Raw genomic sequence first — 16269 nt, 5'->3', positions numbered from 1 at the left:
TTTTCATCTGCCAGTGCAGTTTTTATGCAAAAAAACCGATAAAGAAGGTGTTTTTATGAATTTAATGGCCTTGATACGCATGTTTACCATTCGATTGCGGATGGAAGGCGCCATTGGCGTGGTCTTGTTGCTGTTAGGTTTGCTCGGTGGCGTTGGCATGTGGAGCATGCTGCGCATTCATGACTTGCACCAAGACTTTATGCAAGTGCCCTGGCAGCAAAACCAGCAATTGCAGCAAATGCAAAGCAAGTTGGATGCGTTGCAATTGAAAGAAAAAGAGGTGCTCATCACCTTCTCGCGCAGTGCCAATCTGGATGATTCGTATAGCCAATGGAAGGCAGGCGTGCAGGCCGTGCAGGGACAGATGCAGCAAATCAGCCAAACCATCGATGCCAGCCAGAAAACCAATCTTGAAAAATTGGGCCAATCGGTGCAAGCTTATGTTGATGGCTTTGGCCCATTGGTGCAAGGTTTGCAAGCCAACCCTTATGTGAGTATGGAAGAAACCTTGGAAGCGGCGAATGTGCCCTACCAACACCTGCTGGCCGCCCAGCAAGCTTTGGGCGCTTTGCAAATGCAATTGCACGAACAGGCCCAAGCCTTTGAGGCCAAAGGGGCCTCGGTGAAGGATGAGGCGCAATGGCTGTTTTTGGCGGCGGTGTTGCTCACTGTGCTGGTGGTGGGGCCACTGACGTGGATGAATATGCTGGCCATTTGCCGCCCTCTGGCCCAGGCACAAAAACTGGCCAAAGCCATTGCCATGGGGGATTTAACCCAAAGCATTGATAGCACGGGGAAAGACGAAGTGGCCGATTTGCAAAGAGATTTGCAAGCCATGCAAAGCAATTTGGCCCAGCTGGTGGGGCAGGTGCAATTGGCCAGCAACAGCATTGCCATTGCGAGCCAAGAAATTGCCAGCGGCAATACCGATTTGTCTTCGCGCACGGAGCAAACGGCTAGCAACTTGCAGCAAACGGTGGCTTCACTGGAGGAGCTGACCAGCACGGTGCAGCAAACGGCGGATGCGGCAGGCCAGGCCAACCAACTGGCCGCAGTGGCTTCGCAAACAGCGGGGCAGGGCGGGGCGGTGGTGCAAGGGGCGGTGGTCAGCATGCAAGAGATTGCCGATTCCAGCCGCCGCATTGCCGACATCATTGGCCTGATTGATTCCATTGCGTTTCAAACCAATATCTTGGCCCTGAACGCGGCGGTTGAAGCTGCCCGCGCCGGCGAGCAGGGCCGGGGCTTTGCGGTGGTGGCGGGGGAGGTGCGCTCTTTGGCGCACCGCAGCGCAGATGCCGCCAATGAGATTAAAAAGCTGATTGGCACCAGTGTTGCCGCCGTGGATGGTGGGGTGCGCAATGCGCAAGATGCGGGCACGACCATGCAAGAGATCGTCAGTGGCATTGAAAAGGTGGTGGGCATTATTCGCGACATCACTGCGACCGCCAATGAGCAATCCAGCGGTATTGCCGAAGTGAACCAGGCCGTGGGCCATATTGACCAAATGACCCAGCAAAATGCCGCTTTGGTCGAGCAGTCTGCGGCGGCAGCCCAGTCGCTGAACGAGCAGGCGCAACGCCTGGCCCAAGTGGTGGGGCAATTTAAATTGGCCGCCGGGCAGGGCCGGGCCACCAGCCAGCCGGGGCCCGCCGCGGCACCTTATTTGCTGCAGTGATGCTGCTGGCTGCCAGGCATAAAAAAAGGTTCCACGTGGAACCTTTTTTTATGCAATGGCGGGTGGAATTACTTCAGCAGTCCCTCGGCTTTCAGTGCCGCTTGTACGCCGGGGCGGGCAGCAACGCGGGCCAGGTAAGCCTGCAGGTTGGCAAACCCAGACAAATCGACACCAACAAATTTGCCCCAGTTGGAGACGGTGAACAAATACGCATCGGCCACGCTGAAGGCATCGCCCAGCACATAGTCTTTGCCGGCCAGTTGCTCATTCACCCAGGTGAAACGCTGCAACAGGCGCTGCTTGACGGTGGGCTTGAAGTCTTCCGGGGTGCCGGGCACGAACAAGGGCGAGAAGCCTTTGTGCAATTCGGTGCCAATGAAGTTGAGCCATTCCAGTGCGCGGTAGCGCTGCATGCTGCCCACGGGGCCGATCAGGCCTTTGTCTGGGGCTTGGTCGGCCAGGTATTGGCTGATGACCGGGCCTTCGCGCAGGGTTTGGCCATCGTCCAAGACCAAGAAGGGCACGTAGCCCAGCGGGTTGATGGTGTAAAAGTCGGTGCCATCGGCCAGTTGGTGAGTTTTGGTGCTGGCCACAATGGCTTCGACGGCCAAGCCCGCTTCGCAAGCAACGATATGGGGTGCGAGGGAGCAAGCGCCGGGGCTGTAATAGAGTTTCATGGTGCAGGGCAAAGGTGGTTGATAAGCGTGGCATCGTAGAACTTTTTCAAGGCCTTGGCCGCATTGTCACTATCTGCAAAAAGTGCGAAAGAATGGGAAAATCGCTGGTTTTTCTTGCGCCAACAGTGTTTTAACGCACCTCCCTTTTTCTATTTTTTATCCCTGGCGCAACAGGGCTGTGCCGTACAACGCGGCCTTGGTTTGGAGTTTTTAATCATGCTGTACCCCCAAGAATTTGATGTCATCGTGGTCGGTGGTGGCCACGCTGGCACCGAGGCCGCCCTGGCCGCCGCTCGCATGGGCTGTAAAACCCTGCTGCTTACCCACAATATTGAAACCCTCGGGCAAATGAGTTGCAACCCTTCGATTGGGGGGATTGGCAAAGGCCATTTGGTCAAAGAGGTCGATGCCATGGGCGGTGCCATGGCCCTGGCGACTGATAAAGCGGGCATTCAATTTCGTATTTTGAACAGCTCCAAAGGCCCGGCCGTGCGGGCCACCCGTGCCCAGGCCGACCGGATTTTGTACAAAGCAGCCATCCGCGAGATGCTGGAGAACCAGCCCAACCTGTGGCTGTTTCAGCAGGCGGTGGATGATTTGCTGGTCGAGGGCGATCGCGTGGTGGGTGCGGTGACGCAAATTGGCATTCAGTTTCGTGCCCGTGCGGTGGTGCTGACCGTGGGGACGTTTTTGGACGGAAAAATCCACGTTGGCCTGCGCAACCACGAAGGCGGCCGCGCGGGCGACCCCCCTTCCATGGGCTTGTCCGCACGCTTGAAAGAATTGAAGTTGCCCCAGGGCCGCTTGAAAACGGGCACGCCGCCGCGCATTGATGGCCGCAGCATTGACTTTAGCCAGTGCTCCGAGCAGCCCGGCGATGGCATGCCCGGCGGCGTGAATGAGGGGGTGCTGCCAGTGTTCAGCTACCGGGGCCATGCCAGCATGCACCCGCAGCAAATGCCGTGCTGGGTGACGCACACCAACCAGCAGACGCACGACATCATTCGCAGCGGCTTTGACCGCAGCCCCATGTTCACCGGCAAGATCGAAGGCGTGGGGCCGCGCTATTGCCCCAGCGTGGAAGACAAAATCAACCGTTTTGCCGACAAAGACAGCCACCAGATTTTCTTGGAGCCCGAAGGGCTGACGACCAACGAGTATTACCCCAACGGCATTTCGACCAGCTTGCCCTTTGATATTCAGTACGCGCTGGTGCGTTCGATCAAAGGGCTGGAGAACGCCCACATCCTGCGCCCTGGCTATGCGATTGAGTACGACTACTTCGATCCGCGCGAGCTGAAAAGCAGTTTTGAAACACGCCAAATTCAAGGCCTGTTTTTTGCTGGGCAAATCAATGGCACCACCGGCTACGAAGAGGCTGCGGCCCAGGGCATGTTTGCCGGGATTAATGCCGGCCTGCAAGTGCGTGGCCAGGGCCCCTGGCTGCCGCGCCGCGATGAGGCGTATTTGGGCGTGCTGATTGACGACCTGATTACCAAAGGCGTGACCGAGCCTTACCGCATGTTTACCAGCCGGGCCGAGTTCCGCTTGCAGCTGCGCGAAGACAACGCCGATATGCGCCTGACCGAAGTGGGGCGCAGCCTGGGCGTGGTGGCCGATGCCCAGTGGGATTTGTTCAACCGCAAGCGCGATGCGGTGGCGCGTGAAACCGAGCGGCTCAAAGCCACGTGGGTGAACCCGCGCATCCTGCCGCAGAGTGAAGCCGAGCGGGTGCTGGGCAAGGGCATTGACCACGAATACAACCTGTTTGATCTGCTGCGCCGCCCCGGCGTGGATTACACCAGCCTGCTGGGCATGGACGATGGCAAATACGCCAGTGCCGATGTTTCACGTGAAACCTTGGGCGATTTGCAGGCGGCAGTGGTGGAGCAGGTGGAGATTGCCGCCAAGTATTCCGGCTACATCGACCGCCAAAAAGAAGAGGTGCAGCGGGCGGCGCATTACGAGAGTCTGAAGCTGCCGGCCGATTTGGATTACATGCAAGTGGCTGCGCTGTCGATTGAGGTGCGGCAAACGCTGCAAAAGCACCGCCCTGAAACCCTGGGCCAGGCCTCGCGCATTTCTGGGGTGACCCCGGCGGCGGTGTCGCTGCTGATGATTCACCTGAAAAAAGGCGGCTTTAAAGGCTTTGCCGTGGCGCAGGTGCAGGCATGAAGCCCGCCGCGTCGCATCATGATTTGGCGGCCACTTTGCAGGCCGGTGTGCAGGCTTTGGGCTTGGACTTGAGCAGCGCCCAGCAGCAAAGCTTGTTGGATTTTTTAGACCTGCTGCAAAAGTGGAACAAGGTGTACAACCTGACAGCAGTGCGCAACCCGCAGGAAATGCTCACCCACCATTTGCTCGATAGTTTGGCGGCGGTGCCCGCCTTGCAGCGCCATTTGGCCACCCAGCCTGGGGCTGCGCGGCTGTTGGATGTGGGCTGCGGTGGTGGTTTGCCCGGCGTGGTGTTTGCCATTTGCTGCCCGCAGCTGACGGTGCATTGCGTGGATACCGTGGCCAAAAAAGCGGCCTTTATCCAGCAGGCGGCGGCCAGTTTGCATTTGCCCAATTTGACGGGCATTCATGCCCGGGTGGAGTCGCTGACCGGCCCCTATGCGGTGGTGAGCAGCCGGGCCTTTGCTGCGCTGGCCGACTTTACTGCCTGGTCGCGCTCGGCCATTGCGGCCGATGGGGTGTGGCTGGCGATGAAGGGCAAACAGCCCGACGATGAAATCGCGGCCCTTGATGCCCAGATTGCCCAGGTGTTTCACGTGGAACCTTTGACCGTGCCCGGCTTGGATGCACAGCGTTGCATTGTTTGGTTGCGCCCCGTGCGGGCGGCGTAATTTAAATTCAGGCGCTGATTTACACTAGCCGCCATTTTTGACATTCGGGTAGGGACGTTGCATGGCCAAGGTTTTTTGTATTGCCAACCAAAAGGGCGGAGTCGGTAAAACCACCACGGCGGTGAATTTGGCCGCAGGCTTGGCCAAAATTGGCCAGCGGGTTTTGTTGGTTGATTTGGATCCGCAGGGCAACGCCACCATGGGTGCCGGCGTGGACAAGCGGACTTTGGCCCTGAGCGTGTACGACGTGTTGCTCGAATCGGCCAGCGTGGCCGAGGCGGCGGTGCGCTCTGAACAATGCGGGTTTTCTGTGCTGGGGGCCAACCGGGAACTGAGCGGTGCCGAGATTGAGCTGGTCACCCTGGAGCGGCGCACCGAGCGCCTGAAAGCGGCTTTGGCGCAGGCCGATCGTGATTTTGATTTTGTGCTGATTGACTGCCCGCCCAGCCTGTCCATGCTGACGCTGAACGGGCTGTGCGCGGCGCATGGCGTGATCGTGCCCATGCAGTGCGAATATTTTGCGCTGGAGGGGCTGACCGATTTGGTGAACACCATCAAGCAGGTGCATGCCAATATGAACCCGGACTTGCAAATCATTGGCCTGCTGCGCGTGATGTTTGACCCGCGCACCACGCTGCAGCAGCAGGTGAGCGATCAGCTCAAAGAGCATTTTGGCGACAAGGTGTTCAACAGCGTGATTCCGCGCAATGTGCGCCTGGCCGAAGCGCCCAGCTACGGTTTGCCCGGTGTGGTGTTTGACCCTTCGGCCAAGGGCAGCAAAGCGTTTATTGAGTTTGCCCAGGAAATGGTGCAGCGCATTAAAAAAATGTAATAGCAGTTTGCGCTTGATTCTTCAGTTATTTTTAGTGTTTTTATCTTTTAATCGTTTAAATTTCAGCGGTAACAGCTATGAATAAAGAGTATTCGGTCTTGCTTTTGCCCGGTTGGCAAAACTCCGATGCCGACCATTGGCAAAGCCGCTGGGAGCAGGCGCATGGCTACCAGCGGGTGCAGCAGCACAACTGGCAGCAGCCCCTGCGTGGCGATTGGACGGTGCAGTTGAATGAAGCCGTGCTTGCTGCGCCCACGGCGGTGGTGCTGGTGGCGCACAGCCTGGGCTGCATCTTGACGGCTTGGTGGGCCCGCCATGCTCCGCCTGCGGTGGTGGGCAAAGTGCAGGCGGCCCTGTTGGTGGCACCGGGCGATGTTGAGCAAGCCGACCTGCGCCAGCACCTGCCTGGCTGGGTGCCCATTGCCCGCCAGCGCTTGCCGTTTGCGGCGGTAGTGGTCGGCAGCCAAAATGACCCCTATTGCCGTTTGGCGCGGGCCCAGCAGCTGGCCGCCGATTGGGGCGCGCAGTGGGTGGATGCCGGTGCGGCCGGCCATATCAATAGCGCCAGCCAGCTGGGCGATTGGCCGCAGGGCCACGCGCTATTGCAAGATTTAGTAAAGGACACTGTTCATGGCAAGCGCTAAACCCAAAGGTTTGGGCCGGGGGCTGGAAGCCTTGTTAGGCCCCAAAGTGAGTGAGGCCAGCCCGGCCGCGGCCTCCGATGCCCCTTCCACGCTGCCCCTCACCGCCCTGGTGCCCGGCCAATACCAGCCGCGCACGCGCATGGACGAGGGCGCGTTGTACGAGCTGGCCGAAAGCATTCGCGCCCAGGGCATCATGCAGCCCATTTTGGTGCGCAAGCTGGCCGCGGGGCCGCAGGCTGGGCAGTACGAAATCATTGCCGGGGAACGCCGTTTTCGCGCTGCCACCTTGGCGGGATTGACCGACGTGCCCGTGCTGGTGCGCGATGTGCCCGACGAGGCCGCCGCCGCCATGGCCTTGATTGAAAACATTCAGCGCGAAGACCTCAACCCGCTGGAAGAGGCCCAGGGCCTGCAGCGCCTGGTACACGAGTTTGGCCACACGCACGAGCAGGCGGCGGCCGCAGTGGGGCGCAGCCGCTCGGCGGCCAGCAATTTGCTGCGCCTGCTGCACCTGGCCGAGCCGGTGCAAACCATGCTCATCGCCGGGGACATTGACATGGGCCATGCCCGGGCGCTGCTAAGTTTGGACAAGGCCGAGCAAATCACCACCGCCAACCAAGTGGCGGCGCGCAAGCTGTCGGTGCGCGAGACCGAAGCGCTGGTGAAAAAAGTTGCTGCCGGGGACGACGGCCGCAGCCCCAGCGCCCGCAGTGTGGCGGCCAAATCGGGCGATGTGCTGCGCGTGGAGGAGGAGCTGTCCGACCTGCTCATGGCCCAGGTGCAGGTGCGCCTGAAAAAATCGGGCAAGCAGCACACCGGGGAGGTGGCCATTGCATTTGGCTCGCTGGAGGCGCTCAATGGGCTGATCGAGCGCTTGCGCCAGTGCCCATAGGCTTGGCGCTGCCCATAAAAAAACCTTCGCAAAGTGGCGAAGGTTTTTTTATGTTCCACGTGGCCGCTGCATGGCACAGCGGCCCCCACGGGGGTGGGGCTTAGTTGCCCACTTTCAGCTGGCCACCACGGCCCAGACCGCCTTTGACTTCCTGGGCTTTGTAGTTGCGCAGGGACACCACCATGTTGTTGTAGGCATCCATGAATGCAGCGACGGTGGCTTTGCCTTCGGGCGAGCGCGAGAAGCCACCCAGGCCGGCACCACCGGCACCACCCAGCGCACCCATGGCGGCGCCAAAGTTGGTGGCCGTGGCGTTGCCCTCAGAGATGGAAATTTGCACGCCAGAACGGATGTCGAACATGCTCAAGGTCACGACCGAAGCCTTGCTCTGCATGGCGCCACCGATGGCCGCGCCCACGCTGCCAAACAGGCCACCCACACCGGCGGCCATGCCACCGACGGCATCGTTGTCAATGATGATGGACGGCTCCAGGTAGTAATCGGCGGCCACGCGCTGGCCTTTTTGCTGTTTGGAGCCGGCACGGAACTCGCCAGAGTTGCGCTGCTTGTCGGTGATGGCGGAGAGCTTGCTCTCGGTGCGGCCACTGCCGATGGAGGTGATCACAAAGCAGTTCGATTGCTGTACGGCCAGGCGGATGAGGGGCTCAATGGTGGTGATTTTGGTGGCTGCGCCAAAGCTGCCGTACCACTCTTTGTCGCGACCATCGTCCACAGCCAGGGTGCCCAGGGGCGCATCGCAGCGCTCCAGCGACGGGTTGGCATTGACGCTGCTGGCACCACCGGCTGCACCGGTGGAGGCGGTGGCGGCGTTGCCAGTGGTAATGCTGCCACCACCGGGGGTGACACAGGCCGTCAAAGCCAAAGTGGAGAGCAGAGCCAGAAGACGCAGGGAAGGTTTACGCATGAAGAGTGCTTTCTTTCTAATTGCTAAAGATCAAAACAAAGGGAATAGGGGGAGGCGATGCACATTGGTGCGCATGGCACCAACGCACATCAGTAGCGCTGCCAGCCGTGGTGGCCCCAGTGCCAGTAATAGGGGGAGGGCGTAGATTGCATCCAGCGCTCCCAATCTTTGCGTGCCTGTTCACGCGCTTGGTATTGTGCCTGCTCGTCGTTCTTGATTTTTTCAGCCTGGGCCAGCAGCTTGCGGGCTTGGGCACTGCCTTGGGCGGCGGCGCGGCTGAGCCATTGCTGGGCTTCGGCGGCATCGCTGCCCATCTCGGCAACGCCCGAGAGGTACAAACGCCCCAGCAGCAGCTGGGCATCTACCAGATTTTGTTCTCCGGCCTTGCGCAGCCATTGCAGGCCTTGGTAGCTGTTGTGGGGCACTCCGTCACCCCGCATCAGGCGCAGCCCCAGATCGTAGGCCGCATGGGGGCTGTTTTCGGCCAAGGCTTCCAGTTGCTGCAGTCGCAGCTGGGCTTGTGCTTCGTGGGCGCTGGGTGCTGCCTGCGGCAGTGCGGCGCTGCGCGGCTGATCGGTGCAGCTGTTGCCTGTGCAGATGCGTACGGTCTCTGGGGTGGTAACTTGCGATTGTGGTGTTTGTGCCGCGCAGCCTGCCAAAATCAGGGCGCATGCCGCTCCAGTCCAGGATAGGGATCGCATGGGGACAGTCTTTCCTATGGATTAAATAGGTCGGGAGCATAGGGGAAAACTATAAATCGTGGCAATCCTTCCTACTACGGCACACGTATTTTTTTGCGAAAGCATTCAACGATGAAAACCTCTTTTTGGCAGCGCGGGTTGCTGTCCTTGGTCTGGCCTTTGCCCGCGCTGCTGGTCTGGGGTGGCGCTTGGTTGTTGTTTGTCGGTGGGCAGCGCTGGCTGCCTTGGTGGGCCGCCGCTGGTTTGGCGGTGGTGTTCAGTGTCGGTGCCAGCCTGTGGGGTAGTACCTGGTGGCGGCGGGGCTGGATTGCGGCGGGGTTTCCGCTGTCGTTTGCGGTGCTGGTGGCGGGCAGCTTGCCTGGCTGGGGCTGGCTGCTGCTGCTGGGCGGCCTGTTGCTGGTTTATCCCTTGAATGCCTGGCGCGATGCGCCGATTTTTCCCACGCCTTCCGGGGCGTTGCAGGGACTGGCAGCACAGTTGGCGCTGCCGCCGGGGGCCAAGGTGCTGGATGCCGGTTGCGGCCTGGGGGATGGCCTGCGGGCGTTGCGCCAGGCCTGGCCGCAGGCGCGCATTCACGGGGTGGAATGGAGCTGGGTGCTGCGCTGGGCCTGCGCCCTGCGCTGCCCCTGGGCCAGCGTGCGCCAGGGCAATATGTGGGTGGCCGACTGGGGGCCTTACCACCTGGTGTATTTGTTTCAACGGCCAGAGAGCATGAGCCGGGCCGCGGTGAAATCCATGGCAGAAATGCCACCTGGGGCCTGGCTGGTCAGTTTGAACTTTCCCTTGCCCGATACCCCGCCCACACTCAGCGCCAGCTTGCCCGATGGCCGGGCGGTGTATGCCTACCAATGCCCCATTGCCAGCATGGATGCGCAAGAAATTGCTGCCCACGAAGCCGCTGGCCACACGGCGGCGCTGACCCCCGACGGCGTGATGGTGCGCGGCCAGCGCCTGTATCCCTTGCCCCGCCGCCCGGGCGGACGGCGGCGTTCCACGTGAAACCGTAGCCGCCGCGTTTGCGCCTCAGAACACCCCCAACGCCAGCCCCTGCGCCAGCGCCTCGCCCAGGGCGTGGCAGCGCTCCAGGTCGTGTTTGCCGATCTGTTTGGCGGCCAGGATGGCCTCGGGGGTCTGGGCGTGGGTGCAGACGATGAGCGGCTCGGCCACGGCCTTGAGGCGCCAGCCGGTGGCAATGCGCGCGATTTGGCGTGCTGCGCCCGCGCCGTCGCTGCCGGCGCACACCAGGCTGGCGTAGGGGCGGCCGCTGATGCGATCAAGCACCGGGTAGTAGCAGCGGTCGAAAAAGTCTTTGAGCATGCCGCTCATTGCCGCCAGGTTCTCTGGCGTGGCAAAGAGGTAGCCGTCGGCCTGCAGCACCTGCGGCGGGCTGGCCTGCGCGGCATGCAGCCACAGTGTGGATACGCCGGGCACGGTCTGTGCGCCAGCCTGCGCGGCTTGCGCCATCTGGGCTGTGCCGCCGGTCAGTGAGTGGTAAACGATCAGCAGCATTTTGCGCGTGGTGGCAGGGGGCATGGTGGTGGACATTGGCGCATTGTCAGGCTTCTAAGAACGTGTTCACGATCTCCTCATGGGTATGTGGGCGCGGCTTCGGGTGGTTTGCGCCTCGCAATCCATCCCGAACCGCATCCCCCACACCTTCATTCGAGATCATGAACACGTTCTAAGATGCCGGCATGACCAATGCCACTGCAAGCACTTCTTTGGGGCACGATGCCCGCACCATTGGCCTGGTGGGTTTGGCCCACGGGGCTTCGCATTTCTTTCATCTGCTGCTGCCGCCATTGTTTCCGTGGTTGATGGCGGAGTTTGGCTACAGCTATGTCGAGCTGGGCACAGTGGTGTCGGTGTTTTTTGTTGTCTCTGGCGTAGGGCAAATGCTGGCCGGTTTTTTGGTGGACAAAGTGGGGGCGCGGCCCATTCTGTTTGCGGCCTTGGCCAGTTTTGCGCTGGCCGGTTTGGTGGCCGCCAGTGCGCAAAACTACGCCATGCTGGTGGCGGCCGCGGTGTTGGCCGGTTTGGGCAATGCGCCCTTTCACCCCGTTGATTTCACGATTTTGAACCAGCGTGTTTCGCCCCAGAACATGGGCCACGCGTTTTCTGTCCATGGCATTTCGGGCAATGTGGGCTGGGCTGCGGCCCCGGTGTTCATGGCGGGGATCACCAGCTGGACCGGCTCGTGGCGCATCGCCTGCTTCAGCGGCGCGGTTTTGGCCTTGGTGGTGTTGGCCATCGTTGTGCACCAGCGCCGCTGGCTGGATGATCGTCCGCATTTAACGGCGGGTGCATCAAAAGGTATAGCTGTAGCCGCTGTTAAAACAGAAGAAAACCCCTTTTCCTTTCTTGCATTGCCTGTTGTATGGCTGTGCTTTGCTTTCTTTTTCTTTACGACGGCGGGTTTAAGTGCGGTGCAAAGCTTTGCCAGTCCGGCGCTTCACAGCCTGTATCCGCAGCTAAGTTTGGCAGTCACGTATTGGATGGTGACGGGCTTTATGCTGTGCAGCGCCGTTGGCATGGTGGGGGGCGGCTTTTTGGCAGCCCGAGTGCTGCGGCTGGACCGGGTGATTGCGGTCTTTTTGCTGCTGGCTGGGGCGTTGTTGGCCTTGGCGGGAACGGGTTGGTTGCCTGGCTATTTGGCCTTGGCGGTGGGCGCTGCGGCAGGTTTTGGTCAAGGCCTGGCCGGGCCTTCGCGCGATATGTTGATCAAGCAAGCGGCGCCGCCTGGGGCCACGGGCCGGGTGTATGGCACGGTGTATTCGGGGCTGGATTTGGGCTTTAGCGTGGCCGCGCCCATTTTTGGCTGGTTGATGGACCACCAGCAGCCCCAGGGGGTTTTTTACGGGGCGGCGTTGGCGCTGGCGGTGAGCGTGCTGGCCGCTGGGGCTGTGGGCTCCCAGGTGCAGCAACAGCGCCTGCAAGCGATTTAAGAACGTGTTTTAAAAGCACAGCAGGCTTTTACAATCGCACCCATTGCTGCAGGCCCGGGGAAACTCGGGCCTGTCTTTGTCTTTTGATTGCTTTTTTATTTTTTACTGTGTCTTACGCTTCAGAAACGCGGCGCCGCCGCACCTTTGCCATCATCTCCCACCCGGACGCGGGTAAAACCACGCTGACGGAAAAGCTGTTGCTGTTCTCCGGTGCCATCCAGATTGCCGGGGCGGTGAAAGGGCGCAAAGCCAGCCGCCACGCCACCTCGGACTGGATGGAGATTGAAAAACAGCGTGGCATTTCGGTGGCCTCCAGCGTGATGCAGATGAGCTACCGCGACCACGTCATCAACCTGCTGGACACGCCCGGCCACAAGGACTTCAGCGAGGACACCTACCGCGTGCTCACGGCCGTGGATTCGGCCCTGATGGTGGTCGATGCCGCCAATGGGGTGGAGGAGATGACCCGCCGCCTGATCGAGGTGTGCCGCCAGCGCGATACGCCCATCATCAGCTTTGTGAACAAAATGGACCGCGAGGTGCGCGACCCCCTGGACATCTTGGACGAGGTCGAGCGCGAGCTGGGCATGCCCTGCTGCCCCATCACCTGGCCGGTGGGCCAGGGCAAGCAGTTCGGCGGCATCATCGACCTGCGCACGCAAAGCATGACGGTGTTTGAGGCGGGCAGTGAAAAGCGCCCGCAAGATTTTGAAGTTATCCCGCTGGCTGAAGCCGACAAGCTGCGCCAGCGCTTTGGCAAAGCCTTTGACGATGCCCTGGAGAGCATGGAGCTGGCCGTGGGTGCCTCGGCTGCATGGAACCACGAGCAGTTTCTGGCGGCCAAGCTCACCCCGGTGTTTTTTGGCTCGGGGGTGAACAATTTTGGTGTGCAGGAAGTGCTCAATGCCGTGGTGGACATGTCGCCGCCGCCGGGCACGCGCCTGGCCTACCAGGAAGTGAACCGCCAGCGCCAAGAGGTGACGATTCGCCCCGAGGACAAGGGCTTTGCCGGTGTGGTGTTCAAGGTGCAGGCCAATATGGATGCCAACCACCGCGACCGCATCGCCTTTGTGCGCGTGGCCAGCGGCAAATACACGCCCGGCATGAAGATGAAGGTGCAGCGCACCGGCAAAGAACTGCGCCCCACCAGCGTCGTCACCTTCATGAGCCAGCGGCGCGAGGCGGTGGACGAAGCCTACGCGGGCGACATCATCGGCTTCACCATCCACGGCGGCGTGCAGCTGGGTGATTCGATCACCGACGGCCCCAACCTGCAGTTCACCGGCCTGCCGTTCTTTGCGCCGGAAATGTTCATGACCGTGGTGCTGAAAAATCCTTTGCGTTCCAAGCAGCTGCAACAGGGTTTGATGGAGCTGGGCGAAGAAGGTGCCATCCAGGTGTTCAAGCCCGATGCGGGCGGCAACATGCTGCTGGGTGCCGTGGGCCAGTTGCAGTTTGAAGTGGTGCAGCACCGCCTGAAAACCGAGTACGACTGCGACATTCGCCTGGAAGGCTGCCAGTACACCGGCGCGCGCTGGATCACGGCCGACACCCCTGCCGAACTGCGCCAGTTTGAGGCCGCCTACCCGCTGCGCCTGGCGCACGATGCGGCCAATACCCTGGCCTTCCTCTGCACCAGCCCCTACGACGTGCGCCTGGCGCAGGAGCGCTTTCCAAAAATCCACTTCCATCCGCTGCGCGAGCATGCCGGGCTGGAGCTGCAGGCCCGTGGCTAGGCTGGCCCAGGGTGCCCACTGAGCAATAAAAAAACCCGCTAATTCGAAAAAATTAGCGGGTTTTGTTGTGTGGTGCCCATGGGCAGGATTGAACTGCCGACCTCTCCCTTACCAAGGGAGTGCTCTACCACTGAGCCACATGGGCGAAGCCAAAGATTATATATCAGGATATGACCTTGGTGCTGCTATCTCGGCTAGGCCATACTTGCCGCCTTGATCTGGCGCACAGTGGCGGTGGGCCTAAAGGGAATCCGCTGTAATCGCCGAAGCTAACTTTGGAAAGTATCTTCATGACAAAAACCTCGCTGGACAAATCAAAAATCAAAATTTTGCTCTTGGAAGGGGTTCACAGCAGTGCTGTGCAAACCTTTACCAAGGCTGGTTACAGCAATGTGGAGCTGCTCGCGCACGCGCTGGAGGGCGATGAGCTCAAGGCCAAGATTGCCGATGTGCATTTTGTGGGCGTGCGTTCGCGCACCCAGCTGACGCGCGAGGTGCTGGAGGCGGCGAAAAAGCTGGTGGGCATTGGCTGCTTTTGCATTGGCACCAACCAGGTGGATTTGATCGCCGCGCAGGAAAAAGGCATTGTGGTGTTTAACGCCCCGTACTCCAACACCCGCTCGGTGGCTGAGTTGGTCTTGGCCGAGGCGATTTTGTTGCTGCGCGGCATTCCCGAGAAAAACGCCGTAGCGCACCGGGGTGGCTGGTTGAAATCGGCCGACAACGCGTTTGAGATTCGTGGCAAAACGCTGGGCATTGTGGGCTACGGCTCGATCGGCACACAGCTGTCGGTGCTGGCCGAGGGCTTGGGCATGCACGTGCTGTTCCACGACGTGGTGGCCAAGTTGCCGCTGGGCAATGCGCACCAGGCCGCCTCGCTGGAGGATTTGCTCTCGCGCAGCGACATCGTGACCTTGCACGTGCCCGAGTTGCCGTCCACGCAATGGATGATGGGCGAAAAAGAGTTTGCCGCCATGAAGCCTGGCAGCATCTTTATCAACGCGGCGCGGGGCACGGTGGTGGTGATTGATGCGCTGGCCAAGGCGCTCAAAAGCGGCAAGCTGCTGGGCGCGGCGGTGGATGTGTTTCCGGTCGAACCCAAGAGCAACAAGGATGAATTCATCTCGCCTTTGCGCGGGCTGGACAATGTGATTTTGACCCCGCACATTGGCGGCTCGACCATGGAGGCGCAGGCCAATATCGGCCTGGAAGTGGCCGACAAACTGGTGCGTTACAGCGACAACGGCACCACCATTTCGGCGGTGAACTTCCCCGAAGTGGCGCTGCCCGAGCATCCGGGGCAAAACCGCATCCTGCACGTACACCACAACGTGCCGGGCGTGCTCTCGGCCATCAACCAAGTGTTTGCTGAAAACGGCATCAACGTGGCGGGCCAGTATTTGCGCACCCACGAAAAACTGGGCTATGTGGTGATTGATCTGGAGCCTGGCTCATCGGCCCTGGCGCTGGAAAAACTGGCACAAGTGCCGGGCACGGTGCGCTGCCGGGTGCTGTTCTAAAACGCTGCGGGTGGCCGGGTTGTGAGCGATATTTTGCCGCCCAGCAATGCCGCTGCGGCCCCTCCCGCAGTGGCGGCGGCGGCTGCGTCAGCGGTGGCTGCGGCCTCCACGGCGGCGGCCAATGCTTCAACAATGCTAGCTGCATCCGCTGGTAATTCAGCAGAAGATGCTAGTTTTAATCAAAAAATACAGGAGCAATCAGCGGGAAGTGCTCCTGTAAGCAAGCAGCCTGCCGCCACCAATGCGGCCACCCCGGCAACGGCGGTGCCTGCTGCGGCCCCGGTGAGCGCCCCCCAGGCACCTGCGGCCACTGCGGCGGTGGCCCAGGCGCAGGCGGCTGCGGGCAGTTCGGTCAATCTTTCCCCACAAGCGCAGCAAACGGTGCGGGTGGAGGCCTTTACCCAGCTGGTGGCGCAATTGGTGCAGCAGGTCGGCGCTGGCGGGCCGCTGGCCGCTACGGCTTGGCCGGCCAATGGGGTGCCTGCAGCGGTGCTGGCCTTGCTCAGCAGCTTGGTGCAGCAGGCCACGGCGGGGCAGGCCTTGCCGCAGCAATTGCTCAGTGCCCAGGCCTGGCCGCAAAACTTGCTGCAGGCCGTGCTACAGCAAGCGGGGCGATCTGCGCCCTCAGCGCCAGCGGGCCCGCCCTCTGGGCACAGCCAGGGCGCAGCCATGGCGATGGCCGCGCAGCAGGGGCAGGGCAAGGCGGTCACCATTCCTGCGTTGCAAAACTGGCTGGTGCTGCAAGGCAGCATTGCGGCCCAAGATGGCACGCGGGGCATGAGTTTGATGCTCAAAGTCCCCGTGGCCTGGGCCCAGGCCCAAGCGGCCCTGGCGGTGGCCTTGCCGGGCGGGGGCAGTCCGGCCGGTGGGGGC

The 16269-nt window shown here is 61.1% G+C and carries 14 protein-coding genes, 1 tRNA gene and 1 pseudogene; 11 read left to right on the top strand and 5 right to left on the bottom strand.

The annotated features are described in order from the left end of the window. Positions 1-55: 55 nt before the first annotated feature. Positions 56-1678: a methyl-accepting chemotaxis protein gene (locus tag J1777_RS09180; protein ID WP_423220539.1), complete on the top strand. Its 1623-nt coding sequence runs from the start codon at positions 56-58 to the stop codon at positions 1676-1678. A 68-nt stretch (positions 1679-1746) separates the two neighbouring features. Here the strand turns inward: J1777_RS09180 and gstA are convergent, their stop codons facing one another. After that, positions 1747-2355 carry a glutathione transferase GstA gene (gstA, locus tag J1777_RS09175; protein ID WP_207575430.1) on the bottom strand — a complete coding sequence of 203 codons (609 nt, stop codon included), beginning with the start codon at positions 2353-2355 and terminating at the stop codon, positions 1747-1749. A 216-nt stretch (positions 2356-2571) separates the two neighbouring features. Here gstA and mnmG point away from each other — a divergent pair, with 216 nt between their 5' ends. The 5 genes from mnmG to J1777_RS09150 all read left to right on the top strand — a co-directional run bounded on the left by mnmG (position 2572) and on the right by J1777_RS09150 (position 7569). Continuing rightward, positions 2572-4530 (top strand): tRNA uridine-5-carboxymethylaminomethyl(34) synthesis enzyme MnmG, encoded by a 1959-nt coding sequence (gene mnmG, locus J1777_RS09170; protein WP_207575429.1) that lies wholly within the window; start codon positions 2572-2574, stop codon positions 4528-4530. After that, positions 4527-5201 carry a 16S rRNA (guanine(527)-N(7))-methyltransferase RsmG gene (gene rsmG / locus J1777_RS09165; protein ID WP_207575428.1) on the top strand — a complete coding sequence of 225 codons (675 nt, stop codon included), beginning with the start codon at positions 4527-4529 and terminating at the stop codon, positions 5199-5201. Before mnmG ends, rsmG begins: the two co-directional genes overlap by 4 nt. A 61-nt stretch (positions 5202-5262) precedes the next feature. Next, complete coding sequence (locus tag J1777_RS09160; RefSeq protein WP_207575427.1) at positions 5263-6033, top strand: ParA family protein; 771 nt, start codon at positions 5263-5265, stop codon at positions 6031-6033. Between the two features lie 77 nt (positions 6034-6110). Further along, a complete protein-coding gene (locus J1777_RS09155; protein ID WP_207575426.1) occupies positions 6111-6677 on the top strand; it encodes an RBBP9/YdeN family alpha/beta hydrolase in 567 nt (188 codons plus the stop codon). Further along, positions 6664-7569 carry a ParB/RepB/Spo0J family partition protein gene (locus J1777_RS09150; RefSeq protein ID WP_207575425.1) on the top strand — a complete coding sequence of 302 codons (906 nt, stop codon included), beginning with the start codon at positions 6664-6666 and terminating at the stop codon, positions 7567-7569. Before J1777_RS09155 ends, J1777_RS09150 begins: the two co-directional genes overlap by 14 nt. Before the next feature lie 100 nt (positions 7570-7669). Here the strand turns inward: J1777_RS09150 and J1777_RS09145 are convergent, their stop codons facing one another. Beyond that, entirely contained in the window at positions 7670-8494 is an 825-nt protein-coding gene (locus tag J1777_RS09145; RefSeq protein ID WP_207575424.1) for a hypothetical protein, read from the bottom strand. Positions 8495-8583: 89 nt separating this feature from the next. Then, entirely contained in the window at positions 8584-9195 is a 612-nt protein-coding gene (locus tag J1777_RS09140) for a tetratricopeptide repeat protein (RefSeq protein WP_207575423.1), read from the bottom strand. 111 nt (positions 9196-9306) lie between these two features. Between J1777_RS09140 and J1777_RS09135 the strand changes: the two genes are divergently transcribed. Next, positions 9307-10194 carry a class I SAM-dependent methyltransferase gene (locus J1777_RS09135; protein WP_207575422.1) on the top strand — a complete coding sequence of 296 codons (888 nt, stop codon included), beginning with the start codon at positions 9307-9309 and terminating at the stop codon, positions 10192-10194. Between the two features lie 24 nt (positions 10195-10218). Here the strand turns inward: J1777_RS09135 and J1777_RS09130 are convergent, their stop codons facing one another. Beyond that, positions 10219-10740, bottom strand: coding sequence for a flavodoxin family protein (locus tag J1777_RS09130; RefSeq protein WP_242700472.1), 522 nt, complete (start codon positions 10738-10740; stop codon positions 10219-10221). 149 nt (positions 10741-10889) lie between these two features. On the opposite strand from J1777_RS09130, the gene J1777_RS09125 reads away from it, so the two are divergent. Both J1777_RS09125 and J1777_RS09120 read left to right on the top strand, forming a co-directional pair. Further along, positions 10890-12140 carry an MFS transporter gene (locus J1777_RS09125; protein WP_207575421.1) on the top strand — a complete coding sequence of 417 codons (1251 nt, stop codon included), beginning with the start codon at positions 10890-10892 and terminating at the stop codon, positions 12138-12140. 107 nt (positions 12141-12247) lie between these two features. After that, positions 12248-13876: a peptide chain release factor 3 gene (locus J1777_RS09120; protein WP_207575420.1), complete on the top strand. Its 1629-nt coding sequence runs from the start codon at positions 12248-12250 to the stop codon at positions 13874-13876. A gap of 70 nt (positions 13877-13946) precedes the next feature. Here the strand turns inward: J1777_RS09120 and J1777_RS09115 are convergent. Next, positions 13947-14021 (bottom strand) — tRNA-Thr (locus J1777_RS09115). A 145-nt stretch (positions 14022-14166) separates the two neighbouring features. Between J1777_RS09115 and serA the strand changes: the two genes are divergently transcribed. Both serA and J1777_RS09105 read left to right on the top strand, forming a co-directional pair. Continuing rightward, positions 14167-15396, top strand: coding sequence for a phosphoglycerate dehydrogenase (gene serA, locus J1777_RS09110; protein ID WP_207575419.1), 1230 nt, complete (start codon positions 14167-14169; stop codon positions 15394-15396). Positions 15397-15417: 21 nt separating this feature from the next. Beyond that, a pseudogene (locus J1777_RS09105) lies at positions 15418-16269 on the top strand (hypothetical protein); the annotation flags it as partial.

The sequence above is a fragment of the Comamonas denitrificans genome (genome assembly GCF_017368815.1).
GTDB classification, from domain to species: Bacteria; Pseudomonadota; Gammaproteobacteria; order Burkholderiales; family Burkholderiaceae_C; genus Comamonas; species Comamonas denitrificans.
Note: the sequence above shows the minus strand (reverse complement) of the source record. Positions and strands in the feature narration are given on the sequence as shown.

Coding starts and splice junctions, on each gene's coding strand:
- J1777_RS09180 (WP_423220539.1), top strand. CDS start 56: ATGAATTTAATGGCCTTGATACGCATGTTTACCATTCGATTGCGGATG.
- J1777_RS09140 (WP_207575423.1), bottom strand. CDS start 9,195: ATGCGATCCCTATCCTGGACTGGAGCGGCATGCGCCCTGATTTTGGCA.
- gstA (WP_207575430.1), bottom strand. CDS start 2,355: ATGAAACTCTATTACAGCCCCGGCGCTTGCTCCCTCGCACCCCATATC.
- J1777_RS09130 (WP_242700472.1), bottom strand. CDS start 10,740: ATGTCCACCACCATGCCCCCTGCCACCACGCGCAAAATGCTGCTGATC.
- J1777_RS09125 (WP_207575421.1), top strand. CDS start 10,890: ATGACCAATGCCACTGCAAGCACTTCTTTGGGGCACGATGCCCGCACC.
- mnmG (WP_207575429.1), top strand. CDS start 2,572: ATGCTGTACCCCCAAGAATTTGATGTCATCGTGGTCGGTGGTGGCCAC.
- rsmG (WP_207575428.1), top strand. CDS start 4,527: ATGAAGCCCGCCGCGTCGCATCATGATTTGGCGGCCACTTTGCAGGCC.
- J1777_RS09155 (WP_207575426.1), top strand. CDS start 6,111: ATGAATAAAGAGTATTCGGTCTTGCTTTTGCCCGGTTGGCAAAACTCC.
- J1777_RS09145 (WP_207575424.1), bottom strand. CDS start 8,494: ATGCGTAAACCTTCCCTGCGTCTTCTGGCTCTGCTCTCCACTTTGGCT.
- J1777_RS09160 (WP_207575427.1), top strand. CDS start 5,263: ATGGCCAAGGTTTTTTGTATTGCCAACCAAAAGGGCGGAGTCGGTAAA.
- J1777_RS09135 (WP_207575422.1), top strand. CDS start 9,307: ATGAAAACCTCTTTTTGGCAGCGCGGGTTGCTGTCCTTGGTCTGGCCT.
- J1777_RS09150 (WP_207575425.1), top strand. CDS start 6,664: ATGGCAAGCGCTAAACCCAAAGGTTTGGGCCGGGGGCTGGAAGCCTTG.
- serA (WP_207575419.1), top strand. CDS start 14,167: ATGACAAAAACCTCGCTGGACAAATCAAAAATCAAAATTTTGCTCTTG.